At 34.9% G+C, this 13,142-nt stretch carries 10 protein-coding genes; 3 read left to right on the plus strand and 7 right to left on the minus strand.

Features of this window, described 5'->3' with window-relative positions; genetic code table 11:
- Positions 1-3 precede the first annotated feature (3 nt).
- From AC3IS5_RS19350 to xylF, 3 genes are all read right to left on the minus strand, one after another.
- Positions 4-1,173, minus strand: coding sequence for a sugar ABC transporter permease (locus AC3IS5_RS19350; RefSeq protein WP_489425851.1), 1,170 nt, complete (start codon positions 1,171-1,173; stop codon positions 4-6).
- On the minus strand, positions 1,118-2,689 hold the full coding sequence (locus AC3IS5_RS19355; protein WP_489425852.1) for a xylose ABC transporter ATP-binding protein: 1,572 nt from the start codon (positions 2,687-2,689) through the stop codon (positions 1,118-1,120). Before AC3IS5_RS19355 ends, AC3IS5_RS19350 begins: the two co-directional genes overlap by 56 nt.
- 72 nt (positions 2,690-2,761) lie before the next feature.
- Entirely contained in the window at positions 2,762-3,853 is a 1,092-nt protein-coding gene (gene xylF / locus AC3IS5_RS19360) for a D-xylose ABC transporter substrate-binding protein (protein ID WP_489425853.1), read from the minus strand.
- Positions 3,854-4,013: 160 nt separating this feature from the next.
- On the opposite strand from xylF, the gene AC3IS5_RS19365 reads away from it, so the two are divergent.
- Positions 4,014-5,162: an ROK family transcriptional regulator gene (locus AC3IS5_RS19365; protein ID WP_489425854.1), complete on the plus strand. Its 1,149-nt coding sequence runs from the start codon at positions 4,014-4,016 to the stop codon at positions 5,160-5,162.
- A gap of 600 nt (positions 5,163-5,762) precedes the next feature.
- On the opposite strand, the gene AC3IS5_RS19370 is transcribed toward AC3IS5_RS19365, so the two are convergent.
- Positions 5,763-6,338 carry a TetR/AcrR family transcriptional regulator gene (locus tag AC3IS5_RS19370; protein WP_489425855.1) on the minus strand — a complete coding sequence of 192 codons (576 nt, stop codon included), beginning with the start codon at positions 6,336-6,338 and terminating at the stop codon, positions 5,763-5,765.
- A gap of 345 nt (positions 6,339-6,683) precedes the next feature.
- On the opposite strand from AC3IS5_RS19370, the gene AC3IS5_RS19375 reads away from it, so the two are divergent.
- Complete coding sequence (locus AC3IS5_RS19375) at positions 6,684-7,019, plus strand: heme oxygenase (protein ID WP_489425856.1); 336 nt, start codon at positions 6,684-6,686, stop codon at positions 7,017-7,019.
- Positions 7,020-7,092: 73 nt separating this feature from the next.
- On the opposite strand, the gene AC3IS5_RS19380 is transcribed toward AC3IS5_RS19375, so the two are convergent.
- Together AC3IS5_RS19380 and solA are read right to left on the minus strand one after the other, a co-directional pair.
- Positions 7,093-8,100 carry a C40 family peptidase gene (locus tag AC3IS5_RS19380; RefSeq protein WP_489425857.1) on the minus strand — a complete coding sequence of 336 codons (1,008 nt, stop codon included), beginning with the start codon at positions 8,098-8,100 and terminating at the stop codon, positions 7,093-7,095.
- A gap of 444 nt (positions 8,101-8,544) precedes the next feature.
- Entirely contained in the window at positions 8,545-9,690 is a 1,146-nt protein-coding gene (gene solA, locus AC3IS5_RS19385; RefSeq protein ID WP_489425858.1) for an N-methyl-L-tryptophan oxidase, read from the minus strand.
- Between the two features lie 253 nt (positions 9,691-9,943).
- Here solA and AC3IS5_RS19390 point away from each other — a divergent pair, with 253 nt between their 5' ends.
- Positions 9,944-11,143, plus strand: a complete 1,200-nt coding sequence (locus tag AC3IS5_RS19390; protein ID WP_489425859.1) for a class I SAM-dependent rRNA methyltransferase — start codon at positions 9,944-9,946, stop codon at positions 11,141-11,143.
- 137 nt (positions 11,144-11,280) lie between these two features.
- On the opposite strand, the gene AC3IS5_RS19395 is transcribed toward AC3IS5_RS19390, so the two are convergent.
- Positions 11,281-13,032: a methyl-accepting chemotaxis protein gene (locus tag AC3IS5_RS19395; RefSeq protein ID WP_489425860.1), complete on the minus strand. Its 1,752-nt coding sequence runs from the start codon at positions 13,030-13,032 to the stop codon at positions 11,281-11,283.
- Between the last annotated feature and the right edge of the window lie 110 nt (positions 13,033-13,142).

A 13,142-nucleotide genomic window follows, 5' to 3' on the forward strand; every position in this document is an offset into this window, starting at 1 on the left:
TGATTATTGTTTTTTACTAGAAATATCAATCCATACTGCAAGAATCAATATCAAACCTTTAACGATATATTGCCAATACGCACCGATATTCATCATACTCATACCATTATCAATACTCGCCATTATAAGTGCGCCTATTAATGATCCGATAATTTTTCCTTTACCGCCTACTAAACTCGTTCCTCCAATAACACAAGCTGCAATGGCATCTAACTCATAACTATTACCAGCACTTACAGTTGCAGCATTTAGACGACTTGTCAGTAAGACACCCGCAATTCCGCACAACGCACCCATAAGAGTAAATACCCATAAAGTATTACGTTTTATATTAATGCCTGAAAGTGCTGCAGCTTCTTGATTTCCACCAATTGCATATACATACCTACCAAAGGATGTTTTATTAGAAACAAAAGTAAAAATGCCAGCAATCACAATTACAATTAAAATCGGTATCGGGATACCATAATAACGATTAAGCATAAATGTTATTAATATAATAAAGAAAGAATATAAAGATGCTTTACCATAATCGACAGTTGACGATAATACCAACAAACCCATACTTTTCCTTTTTGATCTGTTTTTAATCGTTCCACCAAATAACAATAAAATACTGCCAATAGCTAAAATATATCCAAGTGCATACGGCAAATAACTATTCCCGATAACCTTAAAACTGCCATTCATCGAGGATATTGTCTGTCCATCGCTTAACCCGATTAGTACACCACGGAAAATCAACATTCCTCCTAGCGTCACTATAAATGCCGGCACATCACGATAAGCAACCCACCAACCTTGCCACACTCCAATTAATGCACCTATTACAATAGCTGAGAGAATAACTGCAAATGTATTCCAGCCATACCAAACTTGTAAAATAGCTGCAATACCACCCGTTAAACCAACTATTGATCCAACAGATAAATCGATATGACTCGCTACAATTACTAATGTCATACCTACCGCCAGTACAGCAATTACGGACATTTGTGAAAATAAATTCGATATATTTCTAGATGAGAGAAACTCACCATCTGTAAAAAGGCTAAAAATAATTGCAATTAAAACCAAAGCTAGTATCAATGTGTACGATTGAAGATCTAGCTTAAAATCAAGTTTTTTCGTGGACTGAACATTCTTCTCGTTCATTGATAATTGCTCGTTCATCCTGCTTCCCTCCAGTTGCACACATCATTATTTTTTCCTGTGTCGCCTCTTCACGCAAAAATTCGCCAGTAATTTGCCCTTCACACATCACAAGTATGCGATCTGACATCCCCATCACTTCTGGTAATTCTGAAGAAATAATAATAATGCCTACACCTTGTTGTGCGAGTTCATTTATTATTTTATAAATTTCATATTTTGCACCAACATCAATACCCCTAGTTGGTTCATCTAAGATTAAGATTTTGGGATTATTCATTAACCATTTACTTAATACTACTTTTTGCTGATTACCCCCGCTTAACTGACTAACCTGAACCTCTAGGTTGGGCGCCTTCAATTTCATCTTTTTTGTAATGGCTTCTGCACTTTGAATTTCTAATGCTCGATCAATAACTCTTAATTTCATTACTTTATTTAGAGCTGCTAACGTCGTATTTTTGGTAATGTCCATGCCTAAAATTAAACCGTATCTTTTACGGTCTTCAGAAACATAAGCCATACCATTTTTAATAGCGTCTGCAGGTGTTTTTATATTCATCACTTTAGAGTCTATTAATACGTTCCCAGTTTTTTTGCCTTTCATTCCTCCGAATAGGCCAATAAATAATTCCGAACGACCTGCACCCATCAAACCGGAGAAACCTAAGATTTCTCCCTTTCTTAAAGAAAAGCTTACTTGATTAATGACTTTCTTATTTGAATCATTTACCCAACAATAATTTTCAACTTCTAAAATACACTCACTTTTCACTTCACGTTTTTCATAAGGAAATAATTCTTTTAACTCTCTACCTACCATTTTTGTAATAATTTTTTCTTCAGTGATTTCTTCTATTGGATTAGTACTAACTGTTTGACCATCTCGTAAAATAGTTACTGAGTCAGCTAATGCCATAACTTCCGTCAATTTATGAGAAATATAGATGCAAGTAACTTGCTGCTCACGCAGTTCATTTAATAGTTTCATCAATATTTCAACATCACTTTCAGTTAGGGCTGCTGTTGGTTCATCTAAAATAAGTATGTCTGCATTTTTTGTTAATGCCTTGGCAATTTCCACCAATTGCTGTTTACCTACTGATAAATTATTCACTTTCGTCTGTGGATCTATATTTAGCCCGATACGCGCTAATATTTTTTGAGACTCAATATAAATTTTATTCCAATTAATAAACGGTTTTCTCATCAATTCATTGCTTAGAAAGAGATTTTCTGCTACTGTCATTTCACCAACTAGTGCTAGTTCTTGATATATAATTTCTATTCCCGCTTCTTGAGATTCCTTAATAGATTTAAAGTTACACTCTTTGCCATTTATAAAAATCTGACCTTCATAACTACCATGTGGATAAACACCACTCAGAATTTTCATCAAGGTCGATTTCCCAGCACCATTTTCACCGCATAAAGCATGGATTTCGCCTTTTTTCACAGAAAAGGTAACATTATTCAGAGCACGAACGCCGGGGAATTCTTTTGTTATATGCTTCATTTGAAGAGTAAAATTCTCCATAAACTAAACACCACCTATAAATGAGGGTTTTTAAGAAAATGAGAGGGATAATCCCCCTCATTTCGCATCATCTTATTTCTTTGGACGATCCGCCTCAGGAACATTTTTGTAAACTTCTTCGTATTTGTGGAAGCCATCTTTGATGATTGTATCTACAATGTTTTCTTTTGTTACTCGAATTGGTTCTAGTTTGATAAATGGTACATCCAATTTACCGTTATTAACGGTCGAATCAGATGCTACATCTTCTTTTTTACCTAACTGCACTGCAACTTCTGCACTTTTTGTTGCGATTTGTTTAATCGGTTTGTATACAGTCATTGTTTGCAGCCCTTCAGCAATACGTTGAATCGCTGCTAAATCTGCATCTTGCCCAGAAATAACAACTTTACCTGCTAAACCTTGTGAATCTAACGCTTGAATTGCTCCACCCGCTGTATTGTCATTTGAGGCAACTACAGCATCGATATCATTTTTATTCGCAGTTAAGGCATTCTCCATAATTTTCAAGGCTTCATTTGCATCCCAATCTTTAGCCCATTGATCCCCGACAATTTTAATATCCCCTTTATCTACTAGGGGTTTAATAATATTCATTTGTCCTTCACGGAACATTTTAGCGTTATTATCCGTTGGCGAACCGCCCATTAAGAAATACTTCCCTTTAGATACCTTCTCAACTAACGCTTCTGCCTGCATCTCGCCAACTTTTATATTATCAAATGATACATATGCATCAATTTCGCTGTTATTAATCAATCGATCATATGCAAGTACAGGAATTCCTTCTGCTTTTGCTTGATCAACTACTGTTGAAAGTGAATCAGAATTAATTGCAATAATAACTAGAACATCAATATTCTGTGACAACATATTTTGAATTTGTGATAGTTGTTTTGCCTCATCACCATTTGCAGATTGTACCAGAACCTCTGCTCCTAACTCCTCTGCCTTTTCAACAAAGAAATCGCGATCATGCTGCCAACGCTCCAATGTTAAATCTGAAACCGAAAGACCAATTTTCATACTTTCTGAGCTTTCCTTGTTATTCCCTTTATCCCCATTGTTATCGCTTTCATTTTTTGCAGCTTCACCACAAGCAGAAAGAACAATCATTACTAAAAATAAGCTACAAAAAAACAGTAATCCTCTGAACTTCTTCATACATTATCCCCCTTTTTAGTTATCTGAATATTCTAAATGCAATGTTATCTTAACACAAGGGAATTAGTTTGTCTATTCAACAAACAAAGTTTTTGTTATATAATGGATTTATAAAGAGGAGGGAGTTAAGATAAACATTAATACTTGGAATCAACAAATAGTGAAACAAAAAAATAAACAGTTAGTACTAAACTTAGTTAGATTTTCAACATCAATTTCTCGAGCAGATATTGCCCAATCTTCCGGTTTAAACAAAGCAACCGTTTCATCATTGATGGCCGAACTAATTGACGATGAGTTTATAATCGAGACAGGTCCTGGTGAATCAAGTGGCGGTAGACGCCCCGTTATGTTAACTTTCAATAAATATGCTGGGTATTCCATTGGTGTGGATATAGGTGTTAACTATATTTTAGGAGTAGTAACTGATTTATTAGGAAATATTGTTCAAGAAGAAAAGCTTAGTATCGAATCACTTCCCTTTGAACAACATATTGATCTCATAAAAAGCATTATTTATAAGCTAATACAAAACACTCCAAATAGTCGTTACGGAATTATCGGTATTGGTATTGGCGTTCCAGGAATTGTAGACAAGAAAGGTACTGTATTAATTGCTCCTAACTTGCAGTGGCATAATATGAACCTATTAGCCATTTTCGAAAAGGAATTTAACTATCCTATTTTCATTGAAAATGAAGCTAACGCTGGTGCTTACGGAGAAAAAAGATTCGGTGCAGGAATAGAAAATGATAATCTAGTATATGTAAGTTTAGGTATTGGAATTGGTGTTGGAATTATTTTAGAAAGTAAATTATTTGAAGGTCATAAAGGGTTCGCAGGTGAAAATGGACATATGATTATTTCATTAGACGGCGAAAAGTGTATGTGTGGTAATAAGGGTTGCTGGGAAGCATACGCTTCTGAATATGCGCTATTAAAGCAAGCTAAAGAGAAGAAATTTTCCCAACAGCCCACATTAGAACTTCTAATTCAGCTTGCTGAAAAACATGATTCAGCTGCATTAGAATTATTCAATCAAATCGGGAAATATATCGGAATAGGTATTTCAAATCTAGTCAAAACAATTAATCCGAAGGTGCTTATTATTGGAAATAGACTTGCTACTGCTAAAGAGTTCATAGAGCAACCAATCCAAGAAACCGTTTCTAAACATAATATGTGGTTCAATGATTCTCTAGTACAAATCGTCTTTTCTGACTTAGCAACCTATTCAACCTCCTTAGGTGTTTCGGCCTTTGCTATAGATAACTTTTTAAATATCCAGTCTAACATTAGTGAAGTTTAATTCTCTATATATAAAAGGATGCCTTCTCAAGGCATCCTTTTTCATGAATCACTTTCTCCAACAACCGTTCAAAATCTTTTTTCGCCTTCCTCAGTGTTAAATCGATTAGCTTCACTTGATATTCATTTAACTCATTTTCACTCAAAGTTGATTCATAGGCTTCTGGGTCCCCCAAAAAACTTCTTGAACTAGGATTTGATCGAATTGGGTATTTTTAATGCCTTTTTTTATTGTGACACTGTCTGTTTTTGTCCAGTCTTATGGTACTGGCTACCCCTTGTCAGGCGCCTACGCTCAATTTTTACAGTTATTCATATGTTCAATCTATATAGGAGATTTATTAAAATATCCTCCTAATTATGTTGCTCGAATGATTACTATAAAAAGAAAAACAGCCTACTTCAATTAAGAAATAGACTGATTTATATCGGCAAGCGTTACGTTTATAAAATTGTATGGTTGATTCTATTTCCTTGTCCCCTGTTATCATTTCCATAGCAAATTCACTTAACTAGTAAAGCCCCTTCGTCCTTATATCCCAACGCCTATTTATGTATAAAAATTCGATTGTTTTATATAAATATTAGCCAAGCTATCCTCTTATTTTACCTTAGTAATACCATAGAAAATTAGTTCTTTAATAGAGCGAATCCATTCTTCCTGTGCAAATCCCTCACGATTTGGCGTTGCTATACTTTGAAGCATAAATCCAAGTATTAAATCGCTAGGTATTTCTTTATTTAGAATATTTTCTTTTTTACCTTGTTCAATCAGCTCTTGTATGATATTTCGCATCTCTAATTGCAATTGCATCAGAGTTTTCTTTTTCAGTATCACCAATTCAGACTCATTATCTTGAATTTGATTTCCAATTTCGAAAAATTGCTGTAAACTTTTATATTTGTATATTTTTGTGAGTAATTCATCTAACCGCCCTAGTAAAGGTATCTGTTGATCAATCGACTTTAATTCAACATGCACCTTCTGCAAAGCCGATACCATATAATTACTAATAAGTTCTTCTTTGTTCATATATTGTTTATAAATTGCTGCCCTCGAAACTTGCAAAGTCTCTGCTAGTAAGCTAAACGTAAAACCCTCATATCCATACCTCAATAAAAGTAAATGCGTTGTTGTAAATAGTTCATCATGTGTAAATTTTCTCTCTCTCGCCATTTTATTCACCTCTATTTATAAAATATTCCCCTAACATAAGTACATATACACCATATTATACCATTAGTTACCAATATCAGCGTTGGAATAGTGAATATTACGTTAATAGATTAAATCCATATTCTCTACTACTCAAAAATCTCCATAGGACATTAACATTTGGACATGTAATACATCTCGTAAAATTAGAAAATTTTACTTAGCTCGCTCGGTATTGGCATTTTGAGAATTATTTCATATAAAATATAGGTTCTTATTTGCATTGGCATTTCGGAATGGTATACGATTTCTTAAAAGGCATAGCTTTCTAGTATGCTAATGTTTTAAAAAAAGGAGAGATTGTTTATGTTCGTAGTAACTAACCGTATTAAAACGAAAAAAGGCTTTGCTGAAAAAATGGCTCCTAATTTCACACGCCCAGGTGCACTTCAATCATTTGAAGGTTTTGTCAAAGTTGAAGTAGCTGTATGCAAAGATTTTGAAGAATACGATGAAATGAGCGTTAATATGTACTGGGAAACACTTGATGGCTTCAAAACATGGCGCGAAAGTGATGCCTTCAAAGCATCTCACAAACGTCCAGAAGCAAAACAAGGTGAAGCTCCAAAAGAATCTCCAATGCTTGGTAGTCAAATCGTTATAGCTGAAATTGTTTCACGCATTGAAGCATCACAAGCTTAAACTTTTATTCAATAAGAAAGGCTCTACGCTGGAGTTGTAATTCTCCAGCTAGAGCCTTTTTAATTTTATACTATTAATCTAATGATCCGTAACTTACGATACGTGGTTCCCAGTAACTACCTTTTGCAACACTTTGGTATTGTACTTTGTTCCCTGCTGCATGTAATACTTTGTTGTTTCCTGCATATAAACCAACATGTGTAATCGTGCTACCTCCTGGTGTTGCAGTGAAGAAGATTAAATCGCCTACTTCTGGACTACTTACTTTTTTAGTAACAGCACGTTGAGAGCGACTATTATGTGGTAATGTTCCGTATCCAGCTTTTTTATATGCATAAGCTGTAAAACCTGAGCAATCAAAACCTGATGGCGACATGCCACCCCATACATAAGGAACGCCTAAATATTGACTACCTACACTTATAACTTTGTTACGAAGTGCTGAGTTTGAGCTAGAAACTGTTGATGTTTTTTTGTATTTTTTTAGGTATGAGCTTGATACCCAACCTGTCTTACTATTGTGTTTGACTTTATACCATGTTGTTCCGCTTACTGTCTTTTTATATGAAGCTGTCACGACAGCTCCTTTTTTTAGCGTTGTTATTTTCCCACTTTTTAGTGATGCACTTTTACGCATATTTAATATTGATTTCGTTTTATATTTACCACTAATTTTTGTTGCTTTCGCAGTAGATGTTGTTGATTTTTTATATTTTTTTAAGTATGAACCAGATACCCAACCAGTTTTTCCACCGTGATTTACTTTGTACCATGTTGTACCACTTACTTTCTTTTTATATGTAGCTGTTACGACTGCACCTTTTTTTAGTGTAGTAATTTTCTTGCTGCTTGTAGATGGACCTTTACGCATATTCAATGCTGCTGTTGTTTTATATTTACCTGAGATTTTAGTTGCTTTTGAACTTGAAACCATCGTTATTTTGTTAGCAGAATCTTGTAAAACATTCGTTGCATTCGTTTGTGTAGGTTGTTGAGGTTGATTATTTACTAATGCTCCAAGTCCAAGTGTTAACGTCAAAGTAGTTGCTGTAATAGCTTTAAATACTGTTTGCTTGTTCATATGAATAATGTTCCTCCAATTTTTTCTTTTATAGTAGATAATAATATTTCGATGTTTATAGGTGTATATATCTTTTTTTTATTAATTCCACTATTAATACTAAGGAAAGTCAGTTGGAGAAACAACAGCATTTCATTTACAATGTCATTACACTTTATTACAAATAACTCAAAATCCTTATACTATATCCAATTTTTAATACAACAGAAATATAAAAGGATTAATTTCCCATTCAATACTAACTTTCATCATTACATTATTTAATTGAGAAATTTTCACTGAAAATAGTAACTACTTATTAAAACCATGAATATTAAATGCAAAAAAACTCCCTTATGCTTTAAAAGCTAAGGGAGTTTTTTTATTTAGTGATAGAACTTGCAGGATTTCTTACATTTTCTACAATTTTGTTTTTTAGATGCCGTTCTGTATTTTTTACTGTAATCATATTTCCCCTACTTTATTAAAGCGTTTAATAGAAAACGGTTTAATATCTAAATCTGTAGATCCTTTTGTAATCAAGTCGCTTAGTACTTCTCCAACAGCGCTAGCAAACTTAAACCCATGTCCTGAGAAACCCGCTGCGATGGCGATGTTATTGTATTTTGGATGGACATCTATGATGAAATCTTCATCTGGCGTCATTGTGTACATACATGTTTTGCCCAATTTCAACTCATGCTCACGTGGCATAAATTCATCTAGGAATCCATTTAGATTTTCTACATCACCTGCAACATCACCAAATGCAAGTTTGACTTCATCTGGATTAATAGTATCCCCTCCATCATGCCGTCCTACTTTTAATCCTGCGCCATCAATACTTGGGAAACCGTAGTATATACTTTCCGCAAACTCGAATGTGAAAGCTGGAAAATCGTTTTGATTATAGTATTTTTCGTCTACATCGTACCAAGCGAATGTTTTGCGAATTGGGTTTAGTGGAAGTTCTAAATCCAATTGTTTTAGTATTTCTCCTGCCCAAGCACCCGCAGAAATAATTACGGAGTCTGCTGTAAATGTTGCACCATCTTCTGTATAAATCGTAACTTTTCCTGACTGTGGATGGACTTTAGTAACACGGCTATTTGTACGAATAGTTGCTCCTGCATTTATGGCTAACTCTCTATAAGCTTCAACGCATGATTCTACTCTTAACACGCCTGAAGTAGGTTCGAAACAACCTAGGAAGTTTTCTGGTAACTGCATACCTTCCCATTTTTCGTTCACCTCGGATGCCGTCATAACCTCTAATGGTAGATTAAATTTCTCAGCACTCTTAATCACATTTTTGATGAATGGAATATTTTTATCCCCAACATTTATGACACCCGTTTGAAGGAAAATTTCCTTACCTGTTTGTTGTGCAAGTTCTTGCCATAAATCACGTGCACGTAATGCGAGTGGAACATACTCTACGCCTTCACCATATGCATAACGAATTATGCGTGTCTCACCATGGTGACTCCCTTTATCATGTGGCGGATTAAAGGCATCTAATAGTAAAGTCTTTTTCCCGCTTTGTGAAAGGAAATAGCCTGCAGCCATTCCCATTGAACCTGCCCCTATAACTATCACATCATAATGCATATTCATTACCCCCTTGATACTTATTATTAATATATTACTATGAATTTTTAGAATATTGGGGAGTGATATGGAATATTGCTGAAATGTACATGACTGATGTTCAACTTCTTAACTTGCAAGTGATACCTTTAAATAGTCCCATTTTATATATTTCACTATTTTATTATTGAATCAACCTTAAACTTCCCCATTAGTTTCGCATTTTATGGCGAAAAATGCGATAATGAGGAAAACGAATATTAAGGATGACATGATGACAAAAATGATAACACTTAGAGTGGATCAAAGCTTTCTTGCAGATTTAAAAAGAGGCTATCCATTAATTTTAAAAGAGGCTGTAGTTAATACAGATATGCTACGTGAAGAAGGCGAACTTATCCGCCTTGTGGACCGCGCTAATCGCTATTTAGCAACTGGATATTATGGTAATCAAAATAAAGGAATTGGTTGGGTCCTTACGACAAAAGAACATGAAGAGATTGATGGGGCATTTTTCAAAACTAAATTGAAAACTGCACTAGATCACCGTGCTGACTTTTTCGAAGATAGCCAAACAACGGCATTCCGTGTCTTTAACGGAGAAGGAGACGGCATTGGCGGTCTAACAATCGACTATTTTGATGGTTATTATATGGTTAGTTGGTATAGTGATGGAATATATAGCTTCAAACAATATATCTATGACGCACTTGCTGAATTAGTTGAATTCAAAGCTATTTATGAGAAAAAACGTTTTGATACGAAGGGCCAATATATCGAGCAAGATGATTTCGTAATGGGTGAACCTGGAGATTTCCCTATCATTATTAAAGAAAATGGTATGAATTTTGCTGTGAACCTAAATGATGGTGCAATGACCGGAATTTTCCTTGATCAACGCGATGTACGTCGTACAATCCGTGACTATTATGCAGAAGATACGAATATGCTGAATACTTTCTCTTACACTGGTGCATTTTCAGTTGCTGCTGCTCTTGGTGGCGCAAAAGAAACAACGAGTGTTGACCTTGCAAAACGTAGCTTAGCGAAAACGATTGAACAATTTAGTGTCAATGGTATCGATTATGAAGCGCAAAATATTAAAGTAATGGATGTATTTGATTACTTCAAATATGCCGTTCGTCACAACATGAAATATGATTTAGTTGTACTTGATCCTCCTAGCTTTGCACGTTCGAAAAAAATGACATTTAGTACTGCAAAAGACTATCCGAAATTGCTAATGGACGCAATTGCTATTACGGAGAAAAATGGTATTATTGTTGCTTCTACAAACAATGCAAGCTTCGGTATGAAAAAGTTCAAGACATTCATTGATAAGGCATTTAAAGATTCAAACACTCGCTACAAAATTGTTGAACAATCTTCTCTACCAAAGGATTTCCGCGCAAACCGCGACTTCCCTGAGTTCAACTATTTAAAAGTTGTGTTTATTAAAAAGCTGAATAAATAATAGTTTAAACCGCGACCAGAAATGGTTGCGGTTTTTATATTTTAGGCTAATCACTCATACTCCAAATCTCCGGTTATAATTAAATACATATTAACATAACAAAAAAAAGAGGCCGCAACTGCGCCTCTTTCTCTAGATTACTTCACTTTAAACTGTTTGATTACGGCCATCATTTTCTCAGCATTTTCAGCTAAATAATGACTGACTTTACTTAACTCATCAATGATTTCAACTTGTTGATCTGATGCACTTGCCACTCTTGTAGCACGATCTGCGTTATTTAATACAATATCGCTCATTTGCTCTGTCGAAGCGAGAACTTCCTCAGAACTTGCAGACATTTGTTCAACTACAGCCGAATCCTCTTGAATTTCTTCGTTTACATGCTGTACAGATTCTAAAATAGCTTTCAATTTTGTACCAATTGAACTGACGGCTAAACTACCTACCTTCACTTCATGAGAACTATCATTCATTTCTTTGATAACATTTCCAGCAATATTACTAAAGTTTTTAAGATGTTCACGAATATCTTCAGCTGAATTACGTGACATTTCTGCAAGCTTACGTACCTCATCTGCAACAACTGCGAAGCCTTTACCTGATTCTCCAGCTCTCGCCGCCTCTATTGCAGCATTCAATGCTAATAAATTCGTTTGGTCCGCTATACTTGTAATGACCGCAACCATCTCTTCAATTGAACGGAACTTATCTCCCATTTCTGTCACATGCACTGCCGTCATTAATACCGATTGTTCAACATTTTGTATTTGTTCTACGACCTCGTGTGATTCCTTCACACTTGATTCAACTAAAGAGGTCATGTCAATTGATGCCTCTGAAATATTTGAAGTGGAATCAGCCATTTTTTGAATACCAACAGCCATTTCCTCCATTGCATTCATGATCTCACCATTGTTCACTCTTTGTTGTTCACTACCTGATGCAATTTGCAAAATGCTATCGGAAATTTCATTATTCGAAGTATGTACCATTTTTGTAGTTAAACTAATTTGATCAATTACCTTTTTCAAATCTTGAGAAGTATTTAGTACCTCTGTGAAAGTACCTTTTAGCTTTGTCAAAGACTCTGAAAATGCTACTTCGAAACGAGTAATTTCATTGTTTCCTTTAAATTTTACTGACTCTAGTTTTTTCTCAGCACCTACAATATCACCATCAGCAAATTGTACTGCCGCTTCTTGTAAGACAGTTAAAGGGTGAAGCGTACTGTTTGTATAACGACGAATAATGTATATTAAAACCGCCCCGATTAGTAAAATGACACCTATAGCAACTGGTAACGTCTGCTTCAAAACTTCCGATTTTACTGCTTTTACATCATCAGCTGCAATATCAACTCCAATAAGTGCAATTGTCTCGCCCTCTGCATTCTTCATAGGGACAACTGCTGACAGTAAATCTCCGAAACCTTCAAAGTATTCAATACCCGAATGGTAATAACCATCCTTATTAATTGTATTCATTATTTTGGAGTCGATGTCCGACACATCTGTACCAATTACAGAAGCTTCTTCTACATCTTTAGGTGCACCATCAACTAGAATTTTTGCAGTATCACCTTTTTCTACCACTGTCATCGTATACAAATAAGTTACACCGTTTTTTACTCCAATATCCGCCAACTCTTCACGTAACGACCAATATAAATTAGATTCCTCTTGATTATTCACAAACTGTTGAAATTCATCTACATCCAATTGTGCAGCAACATTTTCCCCGATACGGACAGCTTGACTCCCCATTGTCTTGTCCACTGACTTCGTTGTATTTGAATATAAAGCATACGAAAAAGCCGCAATTACAAGTACTATCACAATTACAACAAATAGAAAAACCTTATTGCTTAATTTTGTCATGCCTTTCATTCCACACTCTCCTCCCCAAGATTCCTATAACTAATTTATAATTTATGCATTTCAAATTACACCTACACATTATCCATAATATACTATTTTGAATGATTAAACGGATTTGG

It is taken from the genome of Viridibacillus sp. KH_047, from assembly GCF_057838945.1.

Coding starts and splice junctions, on each gene's coding strand:
- AC3IS5_RS19350 (WP_489425851.1), bottom strand. CDS start 1,173: ATGAACGAGCAATTATCAATGAACGAGAAGAATGTTCAGTCCACGAAA.
- AC3IS5_RS19355 (WP_489425852.1), bottom strand. CDS start 2,689: ATGGAGAATTTTACTCTTCAAATGAAGCATATAACAAAAGAATTCCCC.
- xylF (WP_489425853.1), bottom strand. CDS start 3,853: ATGAAGAAGTTCAGAGGATTACTGTTTTTTTGTAGCTTATTTTTAGTA.
- AC3IS5_RS19370 (WP_489425855.1), bottom strand. CDS start 6,338: ATGGCGAGAGAGAGAAAATTTACACATGATGAACTATTTACAACAACG.
- AC3IS5_RS19375 (WP_489425856.1), top strand. CDS start 6,684: ATGTTCGTAGTAACTAACCGTATTAAAACGAAAAAAGGCTTTGCTGAA.
- AC3IS5_RS19380 (WP_489425857.1), bottom strand. CDS start 8,100: ATGAACAAGCAAACAGTATTTAAAGCTATTACAGCAACTACTTTGACG.
- solA (WP_489425858.1), bottom strand. CDS start 9,690: ATGCATTATGATGTGATAGTTATAGGGGCAGGTTCAATGGGAATGGCT.
- AC3IS5_RS19390 (WP_489425859.1), top strand. CDS start 9,944: ATGACAAAAATGATAACACTTAGAGTGGATCAAAGCTTTCTTGCAGAT.
- AC3IS5_RS19395 (WP_489425860.1), bottom strand. CDS start 13,032: ATGAAAGGCATGACAAAATTAAGCAATAAGGTTTTTCTATTTGTTGTA.